The organism is Streptomyces xanthophaeus (assembly GCF_000725805.1).
Classification (GTDB): domain Bacteria; phylum Actinomycetota; class Actinomycetes; order Streptomycetales; family Streptomycetaceae; genus Streptomyces; species Streptomyces xanthophaeus.
The window spans coordinates 14,038-29,402 of the sequence record NZ_JOFT01000011.1 but is presented as its reverse complement, the minus strand read 5'-3'; the positions used below and the strand labels follow the sequence as shown (position 1 = coordinate 29,402).

At 68.3% G+C, this 15,365-nt stretch carries 13 protein-coding genes and 2 pseudogenes; 6 read left to right on the top strand and 9 right to left on the bottom strand.

Annotated elements, in window-relative coordinates; all coding sequences use genetic code 11:
- Positions 1 to 488: 488 nt before the first annotated feature.
- Both IO30_RS42850 and IO30_RS0103550 read left to right on the top strand, forming a co-directional pair.
- A pseudogene (locus IO30_RS42850) lies at positions 489 to 755 on the top strand (arsenic resistance protein); the annotation flags it as partial.
- A gap of 86 nt (positions 756 to 841) precedes the next feature.
- Positions 842 to 1,129, top strand: a pseudogene (locus IO30_RS0103550) (HNH endonuclease); the annotation flags it as partial.
- A 234-nt stretch (positions 1,130 to 1,363) separates the two neighbouring features.
- On the opposite strand, the gene IO30_RS0103545 reads toward IO30_RS0103550, so the two are convergent.
- The 3 genes from IO30_RS0103545 to IO30_RS0103535 all read right to left on the bottom strand — a co-directional run bounded on the left by IO30_RS0103545 (position 1,364) and on the right by IO30_RS0103535 (position 3,994).
- Positions 1,364 to 2,326 (bottom strand): helix-turn-helix domain-containing protein, encoded by a 963-nt coding sequence (locus tag IO30_RS0103545; RefSeq protein WP_031139130.1) that lies wholly within the window; start codon positions 2,324 to 2,326, stop codon positions 1,364 to 1,366.
- Between the two features lie 13 nt (positions 2,327 to 2,339).
- A complete protein-coding gene (locus IO30_RS0103540) occupies positions 2,340 to 2,636 on the bottom strand; it encodes a hypothetical protein (RefSeq protein WP_031139128.1) in 297 nt (98 codons plus the stop codon).
- A 755-nt stretch (positions 2,637 to 3,391) separates the two neighbouring features.
- Positions 3,392 to 3,994, bottom strand: a complete 603-nt coding sequence (locus IO30_RS0103535) for a hypothetical protein (RefSeq protein ID WP_031139126.1) — start codon at positions 3,992 to 3,994, stop codon at positions 3,392 to 3,394.
- Positions 3,995 to 4,309: 315 nt separating this feature from the next.
- On the opposite strand from IO30_RS0103535, the gene IO30_RS42845 reads away from it, so the two are divergent.
- A protein-coding gene (locus IO30_RS42845; RefSeq protein ID WP_425338101.1) for an IS5 family transposase occupies positions 4,310 to 5,244 on the top strand; the annotation gives its coding sequence in 2 pieces (ribosomal slippage) (positions 4,310 to 4,763 and positions 4,763 to 5,244; 936 coding nt in all).
- A 15-nt stretch (positions 5,245 to 5,259) separates the two neighbouring features.
- Here IO30_RS42845 and IO30_RS45175 read toward each other — a convergent pair.
- Positions 5,260 to 5,418, bottom strand: coding sequence for a hypothetical protein (locus tag IO30_RS45175; protein WP_157853064.1), 159 nt, complete (start codon positions 5,416 to 5,418; stop codon positions 5,260 to 5,262).
- A gap of 916 nt (positions 5,419 to 6,334) precedes the next feature.
- On the opposite strand from IO30_RS45175, the gene IO30_RS42840 reads away from it, so the two are divergent.
- Positions 6,335 to 7,774, top strand: coding sequence for a replication-relaxation family protein (locus IO30_RS42840; RefSeq protein ID WP_167347237.1), 1,440 nt, complete (start codon positions 6,335 to 6,337; stop codon positions 7,772 to 7,774).
- A 699-nt stretch (positions 7,775 to 8,473) separates the two neighbouring features.
- Here the strand turns inward: IO30_RS42840 and IO30_RS45845 are convergent.
- Together IO30_RS45845 and IO30_RS0103505 are read right to left on the bottom strand one after the other, a co-directional pair.
- A complete protein-coding gene (locus IO30_RS45845; protein ID WP_167347236.1) occupies positions 8,474 to 8,647 on the bottom strand; it encodes a hypothetical protein in 174 nt (57 codons plus the stop codon).
- A gap of 26 nt (positions 8,648 to 8,673) precedes the next feature.
- Positions 8,674 to 9,030, bottom strand: coding sequence for a PRC-barrel domain-containing protein (locus tag IO30_RS0103505; RefSeq protein ID WP_031139122.1), 357 nt, complete (start codon positions 9,028 to 9,030; stop codon positions 8,674 to 8,676).
- A 556-nt stretch (positions 9,031 to 9,586) separates the two neighbouring features.
- Here IO30_RS0103505 and IO30_RS0103500 point away from each other — a divergent pair.
- Positions 9,587 to 10,471 carry a YihY/virulence factor BrkB family protein gene (locus IO30_RS0103500; protein ID WP_031139120.1) on the top strand — a complete coding sequence of 295 codons (885 nt, stop codon included), beginning with the start codon at positions 9,587 to 9,589 and terminating at the stop codon, positions 10,469 to 10,471.
- Between the two features lie 510 nt (positions 10,472 to 10,981).
- Here the strand turns inward: IO30_RS0103500 and IO30_RS0103495 are convergent.
- Positions 10,982 to 11,371 carry an ATP-binding protein gene (locus IO30_RS0103495; protein ID WP_031139118.1) on the bottom strand — a complete coding sequence of 130 codons (390 nt, stop codon included), beginning with the start codon at positions 11,369 to 11,371 and terminating at the stop codon, positions 10,982 to 10,984.
- Between the two features lie 1,015 nt (positions 11,372 to 12,386).
- On the opposite strand from IO30_RS0103495, the gene IO30_RS0103490 reads away from it, so the two are divergent.
- Complete coding sequence (locus tag IO30_RS0103490) at positions 12,387 to 12,722, top strand: MerR family transcriptional regulator (protein WP_031139117.1); 336 nt, start codon at positions 12,387 to 12,389, stop codon at positions 12,720 to 12,722.
- 108 nt (positions 12,723 to 12,830) lie between these two features.
- Here the strand turns inward: IO30_RS0103490 and IO30_RS0103485 are convergent, their stop codons facing one another.
- A complete protein-coding gene (locus tag IO30_RS0103485) occupies positions 12,831 to 13,466 on the bottom strand; it encodes a TetR/AcrR family transcriptional regulator (RefSeq protein ID WP_078904514.1) in 636 nt (211 codons plus the stop codon).
- A gap of 153 nt (positions 13,467 to 13,619) precedes the next feature.
- Positions 13,620 to 15,236 carry a right-handed parallel beta-helix repeat-containing protein gene (locus tag IO30_RS0103480; RefSeq protein ID WP_051901830.1) on the bottom strand — a complete coding sequence of 539 codons (1,617 nt, stop codon included), beginning with the start codon at positions 15,234 to 15,236 and terminating at the stop codon, positions 13,620 to 13,622.
- Positions 15,237 to 15,365 lie beyond the last annotated feature (129 nt).

Below are 15,365 nucleotides of genomic sequence, written 5' to 3'. Positions count from 1 at the left end.
ACGGCCAGAGTCAGGGCGAGGTAGGACATGCCCCACAGACCGTCGTGAAGAGAAACCGGCGCGGACCCAGGATGATCCCCCCAGTGAGCGAACCACCAGCAGGTGACCGCTTGCGCAACGGCCATGGCGCCCAGACCGGAGCTCAGCGAGCCCGGCCTTCCGGCTCGCGGCAACGCCACAGCGAACAGCCCCAGGAGAGCAATCAGACATGCGCTGACCGACGGAGTGCCGCCGAACATCAAGTGATGCCCTGCGGCTGACAGGACCGTTGCCAGCACGGCAAAAGAGGCAGCCCTCGTCACCCCTCTTCCGGACGCCGAAGCGAGAGGAGGAAGGAGAGACGAGGAGAACAGGAACGAGCAAGCCGTCATCAGGTCCCATACTCGGTGAGCGGCTACCCCCTCGCCGGGGAACGAGACGACTGCCGTACCCGAACGTGCGACCTACGGCACCTCCGAAAGGGTTCCCTCAGATACAGGTCCTGCCAACTGGTCCGCTCTCTGCGTGACGGCGCCGGTTCCTGTCCGCGGCCCTGGTAGGCAACTTCGTGGTGGTGCAACTGGTCATCGCCGCGATGTTCGCCTTCCTGCCCGCCGCCCAAACCGTGCGGATCGGTGTCCTGCTGGCTCTGCTGTGACCGTGCGTGGACTACGTGATCATCTTCTTGGCTGGCCGGCGGCTCCAGCCGCCGCCTGCTCGCCACGACCCCGCCGCTGCTCGTCGCGCAGATGCTCCAGCTGCCCGGCTTCCTGCACCCGCCCACGCACTCGCAGCGATCTCCCTTGGCTCAGCTCCCCGAACCATGCCGAATACCGCGCACTTCGAATAGCGCGCCCCGCCAGCTGGGGCTTCGGCGTGGACCACACCGAGGCGTGAGGCGTACGCGAACGACCAGGGCCAGGCCGCCTCCCTGGTCGCGGTGACGGCCCGCTCGAACCGGCAGAAGGCCGACCAGGACCCGGCCCAGTGGCTGTCCTCGTCACCGGAGGCGCTGTGCCGGTACGGCGCGGAGTGGACGGCGACGAAGCCGCGCTGGGGCCTGGCCGTCGACGAGGCGGAGCGGGAGCGGCTGTGGGACATCGCGGCCGGCTGCGGCGGCACGGATGTGGAGTTCACACCCGCTCCATAGCAAGGCCTGCAGCGCTGAGGGCCGTCACCAGGTGTGGGTGGCGGCCCTGCTGGCCAGAGGCGGCGGCTTTTCCGCTGGTGTGCTGTTGAGAAGAGGCCTGGGGCGAAGGAGGCGGATCAGGTCCGTGTCGGAGGAAGGCCTGAGGGGCTGTCGGAGGCGGACGGGACCTCTGCAAGAAGGCTGCCGTCGGCGCCCCCAGGGGCGTTCGCACATGACCCGCGACGACCGGGGTGTTCAGCGTCCTGTGCGGACCTGCAGAAGGGTTATGGCCCAGGGCTCAGTTGCCGTGACCACTCTGGCTGACGACTTGGTAGATGCTAGGGCGGCGGCGCCGAGTGCGACGGGGACGAGCACCCCGGCTGGTGAAGCGGTGGCTGCGGCCATGGCGATCGGGACGGCGGCCATACCGGCTGCGACCACTGCAGCGCACTTGCCTACCGTGCTGATCCCTGTATCGCGGGGCTTGGGGCGCGAGAGTTCTGCGAGTTGCCGGTTCAGCCTGGCCATCCGGCTCGGCCTGGAGGTGGCATAGGCAGGGACCGCCGGGGTCGCACGCGGCCCGACCGTGACGGGGTACTGCGTCTTGCTCGCCACGCGGGAGTCGGGACGGGCTTCGGGCATTGTGATGTCCACGGCCCTGGATACCTTCTCCCACGTCTTCTGCCACGCCGCGTCATGGTCGAAGGCCCCGCATCCGTGGAGGAAGGCGAGGAGCTGACGCTCGTCGACCGGGAGGCTCTGACGGGTGACGATGCGGCCCACGGTGCTCACCGACAGCGCGAACGGGTCGCCGCTCTGGTCGCGGATTTCCCGGTAGGAGGGTGCGCCCGCCGCCTCGTAGACGTACTGGAGCGCGATGCTGAGGTCTCGCCGGTCGCCGATGAGGTCGATCCGCGGTGGCCGCAGGGTCTTCAGGACCCCGCGTTCCTGGATGCGTGCTTCCACGCGGAGTGCCAGCATCAGGACGAGGACCTCGTGCCCGGCTCCGCACGCAGTGACGAACTCGGTGATCGTCTTGGCTTCCGGGATTGTGTTGCCGGATGCAGCCCGCTTGAGCGTGGCTGACGAGACCTGTCCGCTGGTCTTAGCGAGCTGGTCGAAGGTGAGGCCGGTGGACTCGCGCAGAGCGCGGAGCCGCTGCGCGAGCTCGGCCAGGGCGGGAAGGGTGGTTGCGATCGGCTTCGATGTGCGTCCCACTGTCCTGCCCCTTTCAGCTCTTGCCGGCGGCGCCGAGCACGCCGCGGACGAAGGCCTTGGTGATGCGGGTGACCCGGCGTCCGCCGGTGATCACCGCGATGTAGGTGGCGCCGAGCGCGGTACAGCCGCCGAGGAGCTGGAGGACCTCGACGACGGGGGCCTGGCCCAGGAGGAGCAAAACCGTGCCGCATACCGTCAAGACGATCATGGGCAGTACGTAGGCGAGGGTGACGCCAGGGCCGCAGTCGTCGGTAACGGCGGGCGGCTGGTGTGTGGAGCCGGTGTCCAGGACACCGCTGGTGTTCGACATCGGATGATCCCTTCAGGAGCCTGAAGGAGGGTGCCGACGCTCGGCGCCGGCACTCTCGTGCGACCGGATGCAACCCGGGCGGCCACGGCAGTTGACGCTGCCGTGTACGGGTACAGCCAGTGTCCAGCACGAACCGTGAGGACGGTAATACAGAGCGAGACGGCTAAATCTCATATGCCCGACTAGTCGGAATATTGGCTCACCTGCGGATAAGCCCGCAGAGGAATAGGCGAGTTGGGGCCAGTGGAGGCCATCCAGGGGGTGCCGGTGCGGGCCTTGACCGGGGAAGTCCGCAGGCCGCACGGCAGCCAGTGAATTGGCTCATGAGCGTCCCAGCTCGGCTTGCCGTCCCGGCGTCCCGGCAGGCATGGTGGGACGCAGATGAGTCCTTGCGGGACTTGCAGGCCCTGAGCGACCGGATGCAACCAGCCGACCAGGCCTTTCGGTGAGACCGTGTTGACGCGCGGCTCCCCGCCGTCGTGGGCCGGCGTCTTCTACGCCGGCCCCGACTCGTCCCCCGCTGAAACCGAAGGCCGCCCGCGACCTTGCCCACCACCTCAACCGGGCCGCCGCCGGCCATCCCGTGGGCCGCCCTGCGATCTACCATCCCCTGGGACGGCCGCGAATCACCGACCCGATGCGCGTTCTTCGAGCTGGCCGCGGAAGCCAGCACGGACACCCTCCATTACGGCCGGAAGGTGAAGAGGGGCGGCAGGGTTGCCGCCCCTCTTGTATGGCTAAGGGCTGTTCCGTGCCTACTGACCGGGGTGGTTGCCTCTGACTGATGCGATCAGGTCTGGTTCGCTCAGGTGGGCGCGGTTGATCCGCCCACGGCCTCGGATGATGCCTTGTGCGGCGAGTCGCTTCCGAAGTGGGCGGGGTGCGAGGGCGTCGTTGAAGCTCTCGATGAGGCCTCGGCCCGTATCGGCGAACTCGTAGCGCGTCGCGTACGTTTTGCCCGCGTGCTGCCATTCGCAGCGGACCAGCGGGCGCGCAAGGATGGCCTCGAACCAAGCAGCTGTCCGTTCTGCCAGTTCTCCTGGGCTTCCGGCGGCTGTGAAGGTGAACTCAGTCGCCTCCTCCGGCAGCGAGAAGAGCTGATTGTGGAGCTTGTCTGCATGGACGGCGGTCCCGTTGAAGTGGGCGCCCACGGTCAGGATCCCCTGGTTGCGCTGCGGATCGACGATGTCCAGCCAGACGATCAGCTCGTGATCGTAGGCGTGGGCCGGAGGCACCACGGCTGTGTCATCCGGGTAGACCAGCCAGGAGCGAGCACGTTCGGCGAGAACGTCCGCGAACGCGCGTTGTGCGACGTTCAGATCGTCTTCGTCGTACTCGAACCAGGGGTTCTCTTTCATGGCCGCACTCTATGTGCGGCCCAGGCCCGCGGTCAGGGCGAGCTGCTGCGTGGTGAGGTTGTTGCGGTGCTGCTCCTGGCTGACGATCCATGACCCGGCCCGGTGCTCCACGCCGTTGGCGGCTGTTTGGCGTGCCCGCGTTCCGGCATGCAGCCTTCGGGCTTCCGGTACCGCGTGAGGGGTTTGGGTAGCCGTCTGGGCGCTTGTTCATGCCGTGCCTGTCGGGGAGGCGCCTTCGAGGCGGCCTTGTGTGCCTCTAGGCACTGTTTCTCGGATCTCCTGACGTGAGTGGGGTGTTGGGGTCAGGCTTGCCGTATGGGCCGTGGGGATCTGACGAATGCGGAGTGGGAACGGCTTGAGTCGTTCCTGCCTCCTGGTGGTGCTCGTGGGGGCCGGTGGAGTGATCACCGCCGGGTGATCAACGGGGTGCTCTACCGGGTCCGGACGGGTGTGCAGTGGAGGGATCTGCCGGAGCGGTTCGGGCCCTGGGAGACCGTCTACAAGCGACATCGCCGCTGGTCAGCGGATGGAACGTGGACGATGCTGCTCTCTCGGATCCAGGCTGCCGAGGATGCCGCGGGCCGGATCGACTGGGAGGTGCCGGTGGACTCGACTGCGGTGCGGGCCCACCAGCACGCCGCCGGCGCGAGGAGGACACCGGCGGCCACCGATCCTCAAATGGGGCACGCTCGGGGGACGAACCAGGTCGATCCGGTGCTGCGGAAATTGGCGGTACGGCTCGAGGAAGTGGTCAGATCGGCGAGTGCCCGGGACGCTCCCGCGGCGGATTCACCACCAGAATCCACCTCGCCGCGGACGGACGGTGCCGGCCTCTCGCCCTCGTCCTGACACCCGGACACTACGGCGACGGCCCCCAGCTCGAGCGCGTCCTCGAGCAGGTCTCCGTACCCCGTCCCGGAGCTGGCCGGCCCCGTACCCGACCCGGCCATGTCCTGGCGGACGAGGCCTACACGTCCGTCCTGGAAGAACGCCGTCACCTGCGACGACGAGGAATCCGGCACACCATCCCCGAACGCCTCGACCAGCAAAGACACCGCAAGAACCGCGGTTCACGCGGCGGCCGCCCCACCGGTTTCGACAGCGAGCGATACAAGAAGCGCAACACCGTCGAACGAGCCATCAACCGCCTCAAGGGCTTCCGCGCCGTCGCCACCCGCTACGAGAAGCGTGCCTACATCTACCTCGGCACCGTCACCCTCGCAGCCCTCCTCATCTGGCTTCGAACATGATCCAAGAAGCAGTGCCTAGGCTACCCGCAGCAGCAGGAAGGCCAGTTCCGGGTCGGCGTCCGCGCGGCCGGCGACATGGGACCCGCCGCCCGTCTGCAGGGCAAGCAGGTAGTCGAAGGCGCGCTCTACCTGCTTGGGGGTGAGTGGCGTACGGGGCGGGATCAGGTAGGGCATGGAGGAACAGGGTGGCCGCCGTGTCGATCAAGGCGGCTCCCCTGCAGGGTGGAGTCGCGGGCCTGTGGATGCGGGACGATGCTCTCTCCCTCCTCCGTAACGGGCGAAGCATCTGGTCAAGGGGCCACAACGGATGGTCAAGGGTCATACCGGCCCCCCTTGTCCGGGTGTTGTTCCGGGGGGTCGACGGGGAGGTGGACCCCCTTGTCCGGGTCGGCGGGCACGGTGTTTCCCCTGGACACGCTTCGCTGCCGGGCACCGTCAGACCGCGGTCAAGGGGTCGTTTTGCACGCTCTCCTTCCACGGCCCCGGTGTGGGGCGGTGAAGGAGAGCGAAGGAGAAGTGACGATGGCGACCATCCACTGCCGTCCAGGAGGCGGCCCGCGGCCGTCGGCCCGGCCGCGTGCCGAGCTGGGCGCCGGCAGGCCCCGCGTCGGCTGGGCATGCCGAAGGGGGCTCCTTGAGGGGAAACTTCGGATCCTCCTTCGGAATCCCCTTGGGTACCGGACCCCCGGCGGGGTGGGAAACATGCTGGTCAGTGTGCGAATCGGCGAGAAATTGGCAGCGTCACATCCCTCTCCTCTACTCCTGATGTCAGTAGTAGAGGAGAGCGTCGGGTTCCGGGAGGCCCGCACGCCTTCCCCGGCATCGCACGGCCGGCAGCGGCCGGCTCGCCGCCGGTCGCGAGCAACGAGGGAGCACAGTTGATGGCGGGGAAGCGGAAGACCAACCCGGCGGGGTCTACGAACAGTTTCCGCGGCGATGTGCTGCGCGTGCTCGGAGTGCTGAAGGTGGCCATGGCCGATCAGATCCAGCGGATCGGCGCCCCGCACCTGAACTACCGGCACACCGAAAGGAAGACCCCGTCCGAGCAGAAGACCCCCGTACCGCCTCGCACACCGGCGCGCTCTCCGACATGCGCAAGCACGGCCTGTCCGAGACGGGCGGCTCGACCGAGACGGGGGAGAGGCTGCGAAACCTGACCCTCAAGGGCTTGGAGGCTGCCTCCCACGAGCTGCGGCGCCCGGTGAGCGAGATGGGCTCCACCGCCCGCGGCGCGGGCTCCAGCGGCGGCTCCCACCCGATGGCCGTCAACGAGACCGTAATCGCGATGCTGCGCCCGAAGCCGGACATGGCCAAGCTCGCCGAGGATCCGCCCGAAGTGCGGGCGGCGGCCCAGGCCGCCTTCGACGCACCTGGTGGCATCGGCACGATCGCCTCGTACTGGACCGAGGTCCCGCTGCCCGCCACCGGTACGTGGAACGCGCCCGGCAAGGGCGGCGCCCAGGCCGACATCGTCCTCACCGCCCCGCAGGTCAAGGTGCCGCTGCTGTTCATCGAAGTCGACAACTGCCACGAGACCGCGGAGGAGCTCGCCCTCAAGTTGGAGAAGTACGCCCGGTTCTTCCGGCGGAAGGTGAAGGACACCGACGGCAAGGAACGCCCGATGTGGCTCACCCGCTGGACGGCCCCGGCCACCTGGTCCGGCGACATGATCCATCCACCTGTGCTGCTGGTGTTCAACCGCGTCGGCGAGCGCAACCCCAACCGCACGATTCCACGCTTGCAAGAGCTCACCCGGCATCTGTGGGAGGGCGAGCGGCAGCAGGACGGACACCACGACTACGACGGGAGGATTCCGATCATCGCGGTCGGGCTGCGCAATCGCCGCGAGCACGGACCGACCGGCGCCGTGTTCGCCCGCTTCGGCCGTGCACACCCGCAGTCGCTCCTGGAGGCGATCGGCAATCCCCGTCGTGAGGCGGCCGAAGCCCGGGCCCGGGACGAGGCCAGGGCACGCCAGGAGAAGCACCAGGCACAGCTGCGGCGGGTGGCCACGGCGCAGGCTGAGAAGAAGGCAGCCGAGCGTGAGGCACGTCGTCCCGTCTGCGCCGACTGCGGGGCGCAGTTCACCAACGAACGGTGGGAGGTGGCCGGCGCGACGGACTGGCGAGTTCTGACGGACACCCACCCGCACCTGTGTGAAGGCTGCAAGCAACGGGCCGTCGTCGCCGACGGTCAAGCGGCCGGCAAGCAGGAGCAGCCTGAGCCGATGAGTCGCGGTACAGAGCAGTACGACTTCCAGCGTTGGACCAGCCGCCCTGTCTGCATCGAGTGCGGTGCCCAGTTCACCGACGAACGGTGGAAGGCGGTCGAACGCGGCGGCTGGGGTGTCCTTTCCCAAGAGGCCAACCCGACCTTGTGTGAGGACTGCGACGAGCGGTACGAGGCCGACATACGCCAAGCCTGGTCGGACTGGCCCCAGCAGGAGCAGCAGGAGCAGCGGGAGCGGGCCCTGCCTGAGCAGAAGGCCGGCGGATGGCTCTCCCACTTCCGCCCCGGGCAAGCCTCCTGACCGTCGGGCAAGCTTCCTGGTGGCCGGGTGGGCAAGCCCCGGGGATCGTGGGCAAGCCACCCTCGAACGGGGGGCTTGCCCGCGGCTGCCGCAGGGCGCTGCGCTGGAACTGCGCCCCGGTGATTTCCGGCGGTGCGGCTGCGGTGGGAGCCGGCTTGGCCCGCGCCGCCCCTTCCGCACCGTGTGCCGGTCGGGAGGGTTGCACCGGAGGTTGCCTGTACAGGGGGCTGGACGGTTGCTCTCAGCGGGGGACCGGGGAGTAGGTCCGGAGGTGTGAACCCCCGAAACCGCCTGACCTCTGTTCTCCCAGGTCAGCCCCTGTGGGCAAGTCGGTTTCGTTAAACGACACCTGTTTCCACGCGTAGCCGTGGAAACAGGGAATGGTTCATTGCCCGGCCCGGCGGCGAGGACGAGACGCTAACGACGCCCATGCTCTACGTTCCCGCTCGCCTGGTCCCGTGACCGCGTCTCCATCCGGGAGACGGCACACGCCCAGGCAGGAAGTATGAGCACCATGACGTATCTCGAGGATGGCCTGCGCGTACGGAACGGCTTCGCCGAAGGGCCGCTGGCCGACTCGACGCTGCGCCGCGCAGCTCATGCCGGGCAGTTCCTGGACGGACTGCAGGAGCGGGCGGAGTCGATGACGGACGCGGAGCTCCGCGACGGGGGACCACGCACTGCGGTACTTCATACATCTCAGCGCAGCTTACGGCTGCGGCGGCCGGAGCGCCGAAGGTGCATCCCCAGGCCGATCAGGGCCGCGGCGAACACGGCGATGCCGATGATGAGCAGGTAGAACAGCCCATCGGCGACGGCGCCGATGATGCCCAGCACAATTGCCACGATGACCAGGAGCAGGAAGAGCGTCATGACCGGGTACCTCCTCGATGGGCTGGTCAGCGCCGGGCGAGCTGCCGCTCACCTTTCGCGCCCGGCTGGTAGGGCAGACCGTAGTGGGCGAACACCGCCGCCTCGTCCTCGGTGGGCAGAACGTCGTCCGTCCCGATCGCCGGACACTTCTTCACCAGCGACCGGTCGTAGTCGACCTTGACGTAGCCCGGCCCGACGATCGCGCCGTTCAGCGGGACGAAGACCAGGTGGCGGGGGGTGGGCAGTCCGACCAGGACGGTGGCCATGGCCGGCTCGTCGGTGCTGGTGTCCACGGAGACGGCCTCCAGCGTGCCGATCTTGGTGCCGCCGGCGTCGACGACGTCGTGGGTGCGCCAGTCACGGATATCCGCGATTCGGATCATCCCGGGTTCCCTTCGCAAAACGGCGGTGTACCCGAAGAGGGCACTTCTCCGGGTGCCCCCGCAGAGCCCGCCCAGACCAGCCTGAGCACTTCGCCGCGTCATTGCGGGCTGCCGGTCACGGCTTCCGGGCCGCCACCTGCCCCGCTTCACCGCCGACCTGGACCGCCTCGGGTCGGGCAGGGCGCGGGTGACGTCGCCCTGGGCGGCCATGCTGACCAGGCCCCCGTCCGTCGATCTTTGGTGTGCTCGGGAGTACGCGACTGGAAGGTGAGGGAGTTGGCTGTCCGGCGGAGCAGCGGATAGGTTCTGCGGCACGAACAGATGCGGGTACGCCGGTATCTCCACGCGGATCGCGCGTGGTGAGCGGGGCGTGCTGCCCGGGGTGACGTACGAACGGCTCGTCGGGGAAGCCTGCCCGGCTAGAGCCGGACGACGGCACCTGGCACGAGGGGAAGGCGCCCGCCTGATGAGCAGCCCGCCAGCACCCGCGTCCGAGCCGGGCGGCGGCGACCGCACACCGCTGCCCAGCTGCGCGACAGAGCACCCTCCACACCACGTGCGGACACGCCAGGCAATCACACCGCCCGCGCCGCCCGCGCGTGACCTGCCGGGCTGGCACCACATCGCCACCGCTCTGCGGCGGACACCTGCCTCGGTGTGGAACGACAACGTGACCGACTTCGCTGCCGCACTCACCTATTACGCGGTGCTCGCGCTCTTCCCGACACTCCTTGTCACGGTCTCACTGCTGGGAATCGTCGGCGCCTCGACCACCGACAACCTGATCAGTAACGTGATCGCTGTCGTGCCGACCGAGTCCCGCCCCGTCATGCAGAGCACGCTGCAGGGCATGGCGGAACAGCACACAGCTGCTTGGACGCTGGCCGTCTTCGGCATGATCGGCGCCCTGTGGTCCGCCTCCAGCTATCTGGGGGTCTTCCGCCGAGCCCTGCACGTCATGCACGGCACCGAAGACCTGCGACCGGCGTGGCGGACGGCACCACGGCTGGTCATGACCGCCCTGGTGCTGCTGATGCTCCTGGTGTCCAGTGCCCTGGTGCTCATCCTGACTGGCGAAGCGGCCCGCACCGTCGGCCGGCTCGTGGGCATGGGCAGCATGGCCGGCACCGCATGGAACGCGCTGAAATGGCCGCTCCTGCTGTGCCTGGTCGCCATCTTGGTGCTGGTGCTGTTCCGATCGGGCCCGGCCGGGACTCGTGGCGTGCGGCAGAGGCTTCTGGGAGACGCTCTGGCCGTGGCCCTGTGGCTCGTCGCCTCCGCGGGCTTCGCCCTCTATGTCTCACACGTCGGTACTTACAACCGGTTGTACGGATCGCTCGCCGGAATCATCGTCTTCCTGGTGTGGCTGTGGCTGTCCAACCTGGCACTCCTCACCGGTGCCCAGTTCAATGCCGAACTGGCCAAACTCCGCCGTCGGTGACCGACAGGGCATGAGCCCACTCGCCTTCCGGGCCACATCTGGCAGGAGATCGCACCCCTGATGCATGGTGCTCGACGAGCGGGCTGCTCCGTTCGGCCTCACAGTTCGGAGTGACCCTCAAGTCCAGGGAGTCCGGGCAGAAAGTCGGCACTCCCTGGGGGAGGCACCGTTGTCTTGATAGCCCTGTCTGTGCCCGTGTCCATGATGGTCCTGATGCTCGGGATGGACGTGTTCGAGAACTTCATGTCTCAACCGCCCGCGCAGGGCACCGACCGGCGGCAACCATCCGCTGCTGGGGAGCCAGAACGTCGGGTGGAGGCAGGGCCGTCACGAGCCCTCGCAAGGGCTGGGCCTTCTTCGTCCAGTTGTCGGTGCGGGGGCCGTAGCGGCTCAAGCGCCGGGTCATGAGGGTGACAGCCGCCGGGAACGGTCTCGCGTGCGGTGCGCCCGTTTCAACGATGTCGGCGCTTTGCGGCAATGCCGCCAGGCGGGGGAAGCGCTGCGGGGGCTTTATCGGGCCAGGAGGGCGTGTACGGTCTTGCCGCCGGACGGCCGGCGGGTTACCGCGGTGGTGCGGGCGAGGCGGTTGACCATGGGCCAGCCGAAGCCTCCGGCGCCGCCGTTCAGATCGGGGGTGCGCATGCGCGGCACCCGCGGGCTGCGGTCGTGGACGGCCACCTCGATGCGGTCCGGGTGCGCGGTCAGGTCCAGGGTGCAGGTGCCGCCGCCGTGGCGCAGGGCGTTGGTGACGAGCTCCGAGACGACCAGGACTACGGTGTCTGCGGCCTCGGCCGCGATCGGGTGCACGAGGAGGTCGAGGAAGTCCCTGGTGCTCTCGCGGGCGTCGGCGACGGAGGGCGTGGATCGGGCGGTTGCGACGTCGATGCTGATCGTGTCCATCAGGTCACCCTGGTCTCTGGATCGTCCCTGCCCGGTCCTGCCTGTGCGGTGCTTGTGCCCCGGCTTGTGGTGAATAACCCGGCGGCGTCCCGCCCTGGCGTCCGCCGCTGTTCGAGATCGATTACCTCATCGTCGAACGCATGGAAATCTATGCTGGCCGGAGTAGACATTGGGTGGTGGTGTGGTTATGGTTTCTCTCGTAACGCAGAGAGACAGCAGGGCCTGGCAGAGACGAACTGCCGGGCAGCAGGACCCGCAGTACAAGTAATTGCAGTTCAGCAGGGCGGTGTGGTCGTGGAGTGTCGAAGCCGGAGCTTGTGCAGGATGGCGACGGGACTGGCGGCCGGACCGGGTGGCCCGCGGTGATCAGGGGCCGCCGTGAGCAGTACCGCGGTTAACGCAGGTGGCAGTACCCGCAAGTGCAGTTCGCAGTACCAGCAGTTCAGGTAGTTCGCAGTACAGCAGCAGTGAGAAGTACCAGCGGTATGCAGTACCCAGCAGTGAAGTACAGGAGCAGTACCTCGGTGAAGGCGTCGGCTGCGGGCGCGCGCACCGGGAGGTTCGGCAGTGGGGTTCTAAGCCAGAGCAGACGCAGGACGGGCGACGGGGCTGGCTGCCGGAGGGCGGCGCTGTGACAGGCCGCCAGCAGTACAAGCAGTTCGCAGTAACAGCAGTGCGTATCACCAGCAGTATCAGTAGGTGCAGTACCGCAGTGAGAGCAGTACCCAGCAGTACCGGTTGTGAGTGAAGTGATCCCAGAGGGATGAACGGAGGAGTTGAGGCGCCATCAGGATCGCCCGGACGCCACGCGAGTCCGGGTGCCGCAGGACATCGATAGTGAGGTGGTCTCCGGTCACGCATCCGCGATCCCTGCATTCCCGGCGAAGCTCAGGTCGGGTCGGCGGAAACAGAAGGCCGGCGCAGTATGAGGGCCGGCAGATGGTGTAGCAGTTCCTTCGGGGCCCGGGTGCCAACAGGCACCCGGGCCCCTCCACGCGTTGCCCAGAGAGGTGCAATGACCGCAGACGACACCTTCGGCCGTCTCGATGACGACTTCCCCGCCTACACCATGGGCCGGGCCGCCGAGATGCTCGGCACCACCCAGGGCTTCCTCCGCGCCATCGGCGAAGCCCGACTCATCACCCCGCTGCGCTCCGCCGGCGGACACCGCCGCTACTCCCGCTACCAGCTGCGCATCGCCGCCCGCGCCCGGGAGCTCGTCGACCAGGGAACCCCGGTCGAGGCCGCCTGCCGGATTGTCATCCTCGAGGACCAGCTCGAAGAAGCCCAGCGCCTCAACGCCGAGTACCGCCGCGCCGCCGGTCCGGCGAACCCGGCGGCCGCGGCCTGACACCGCACCCACGCCCGCCGGACACCGGCGGCCCCGGGCCGGCCCACACCCGGGTGTACCGAGGCCGAACTGCCGGACATCACCCCGCCGCTCGCATTACAGGTCGCCTTACTGCAGTAGTTTCAGGGCTGCAGTCGCCAGTCTTTCGGCGGTGAGATGTCGTTTGTCGGCCGGCAGGATGAGATGGCTGATGGTCATGCGGACGATGACGTCGGCGGCCATCTCCACCGACTCTGTGTGCTGGTGGGGGTATCGCGCGGCCAGCCAGCTCTGGACGAGGGTTTGGCCGGCGTCGAAGATTGGGTCTGCCCGGGCGGTGAGGTAGGGCAGGAGGCTGTCGGAGCCTTTTCGGGCGGCTGTGATGACGGCCCGTATGAGGGGCTGACTCTCGGCCTCCTGGAGTACGTAGAGGATGGCCGCCCGGAGGCAGTCATGGGAATCGGGTACACCGGGATAGAGGGCATCGGCCACACCCGTCAGAAACTGCTGGGTTTCGAGGACTACCAGCGCACGACCCAGGCCGGCGCGGTTGCCGAACTCCTTGTACACCGAAGGGCGCGACACTTCGGCGCGGGCGGCGACGGCCGAGAGGCTGACCTGATCCCAGCCGGCTTCGCACGTGAGGTCGCGGGCGGCTTCCAGTACGCGCTGCCTCATCTGTTTGCGCCAGGTAACGCGCGGGGGGTCTGGTACCGGCCCACCTGTGCGTGTCGCCGCTTCGATCCGGTGCATTGCCGCCGCCATGGTGGCCAGTCTGCCAGGGGCCGCAGCCCGTTCGGCGAACCGGGCTCGGGAGCGCGGGTCCGGCGGGTTCGGCGGGCGCGCGGTGGAGCCGGCCCTTGGAGAGGGGGCGGGGCCGGCACCACGTCTTTAAGGTCCACAAGTGATGCGAAGGGATCAGGAGCGCTTGCGCCGCACCGCGAAGAGGAGGCCGCCGCCGAGGGCGAGGACCCCCGCAGCGATGCCGAGCGGGAGCGCCGGGTGGGACCCGCCTGTCTCTGCGAGGGGACCGCTTCCGCTGTGCGGCTTCACCCCCGAACCGCCATCGCTGCCGGCGGTGGCTTGCGCGCCCGTTGAGCTGGCGAGGTCACTTCCGGCGGACTGGTCGCCCCCGGCGGGGGCGACATTTTGCCGGCCGGGGGAGGACGCCTCGGAGGCACTCCCTGCACCGCTGCTGCTCTTGGCGCCGAAGCCGTAGGCGCCCCGGTCGGGCGTGCCGCCGGCGCGGCGGGCTCCGGTGAAGTCGGTGGTGACGGCGGCGAACGGCGTACCCGAGCCGGCGGCGGGGGAGCCTTCGCGCAGTCGGAAGTCCGCGTCCGCTCCGGTGCCAGTCTTGGCGAGCTCCGGATCGGCGATGACATCGTTCGTGCCCTGGACCTCGGGGGCCTTACCGCCGAAGTAGACGTTGTAGTCGTAGGTGACGTCCACATTGCGGGACTTGCTGTTCGTCGCCTGCCCCGGCCGGCCGTACGCGATGTTGTTGAGCAGCCGCACATCGGTACTGTCATGCGCGAAGATGTTGGCGTAACTCTCCATGCGGGTGCTGCGCCCGTTTGCGTAGGCCGTGTTGTGGACGATGTCGACGTGCTGGCTCTTGTAGGAGTGGATGCCGGAGCCGCCGTTGTCGTAGGAGAGGTTGTTGGCGACCAGTACGCGTCCGCTGTAGGCGGGGTGGTCGGCGTCGCCCTTGAGGGTGTCGATGATGATGCCGTTGCCGTCGGAGTAGCAGCCGCACTTCTCCCATTTGATCTTGGTCTCGTTGTCGTGGACGCGGTTGCCGGTAACGCGGATCTTGTACGTCCCGGCGTCGCCGCCACCCACGTCACGCGGGGTGAGGACGGAGATGCCGCTGGTTGCGTACACCGCGTACCAGGAGGTCCCGTACACGTGGTTGCCCGAGATGGTCACGTGGTCGGAGTCGATGGCTGATATGCCGCCGCCGGCGCAGTCGTGCACCTCGTTGCTGGTCACCTCGATGTGGTGCGACAGCGCGCCCGTGGACCGGTTCTTTTCCACGGCGATGCAGTTCGTGTTGTAGGTGGGGTCACCCTTCTTCGACTCGCGCTCTGCTCCGGCCAGGGTGAGGGCTGCGTTGTTGCCCTTGACCTCGAGGTTCTTGATGGAGATGTAGGAGGCGCCGTAGACGCTGATGCCGTTCCACGCCTTCACCGGGTGGATCACCGGATGGTGGCCGGGATGAGCGGTGAAGGTGATGGGGGCTCCGGGGAGGCCGGAGCGCTTGATGGTCAGTACGTTCGAGCTCTCCGAACGCTCGGAGTACGTGCCGTTCATGATCGAGACGGTGTCGCCCGGCTCGACGCTGTCCGCGGCCTTCTGGAGGGTGCGGAAGGGAGCCTGGGTGGAGGTGCCCGCGTTGCTGTCGTTGCCGCTGGGGCTGACGAAGTACGTGCGGGCCGCGGCATGCGCAGTACCGGCTCCCACGGTGGCGAGGCCGAGCGGGGCGGATGAAGCGAGCAGTGCTGCGGTCAGGGCGAGGGTGCTCGTGCGTTTCATTGTTGCCTGGTCTCCCAGTTTGTCCTGGCGAAGCGGATGGTGCCCTCCGTAAGCCGTAGCCGAGCACGAGGGGCGCGCGCAAAGGATGCATGTAGTCCGTATCGCCGCGCCGGGGCAAGGCGCCGGGCA

Excerpts from the sequence above, each read along its gene's own strand:
- IO30_RS0103540 (WP_031139128.1), bottom strand. The coding sequence starts at position 2,636 with ATGTCGAACACCAGCGGTGTCCTGGACACCGGCTCCACACACCAGCCG.
- IO30_RS0103535 (WP_031139126.1), bottom strand. The coding sequence starts at position 3,994 with ATGAAAGAGAACCCCTGGTTCGAGTACGACGAAGACGATCTGAACGTC.
- IO30_RS45175 (WP_157853064.1), bottom strand. The coding sequence starts at position 5,418 with ATGCCCTACCTGATCCCGCCCCGTACGCCACTCACCCCCAAGCAGGTA.
- IO30_RS42840 (WP_167347237.1), top strand. The coding sequence starts at position 6,335 with ATGCGCAAGCACGGCCTGTCCGAGACGGGCGGCTCGACCGAGACGGGG.
- IO30_RS45845 (WP_167347236.1), bottom strand. The coding sequence starts at position 8,647 with ATGACGCTCTTCCTGCTCCTGGTCATCGTGGCAATTGTGCTGGGCATC.
- IO30_RS0103505 (WP_031139122.1), bottom strand. The coding sequence starts at position 9,030 with ATGATCCGAATCGCGGATATCCGTGACTGGCGCACCCACGACGTCGTC.
- IO30_RS0103495 (WP_031139118.1), bottom strand. The coding sequence starts at position 11,371 with ATGGACACGATCAGCATCGACGTCGCAACCGCCCGATCCACGCCCTCC.
- IO30_RS0103490 (WP_031139117.1), top strand. The coding sequence starts at position 12,387 with ATGACCGCAGACGACACCTTCGGCCGTCTCGATGACGACTTCCCCGCC.
- IO30_RS0103485 (WP_078904514.1), bottom strand. The coding sequence starts at position 13,466 with ATGGCGGCGGCAATGCACCGGATCGAAGCGGCGACACGCACAGGTGGG.
- IO30_RS0103480 (WP_051901830.1), bottom strand. The coding sequence starts at position 15,236 with ATGAAACGCACGAGCACCCTCGCCCTGACCGCAGCACTGCTCGCTTCA.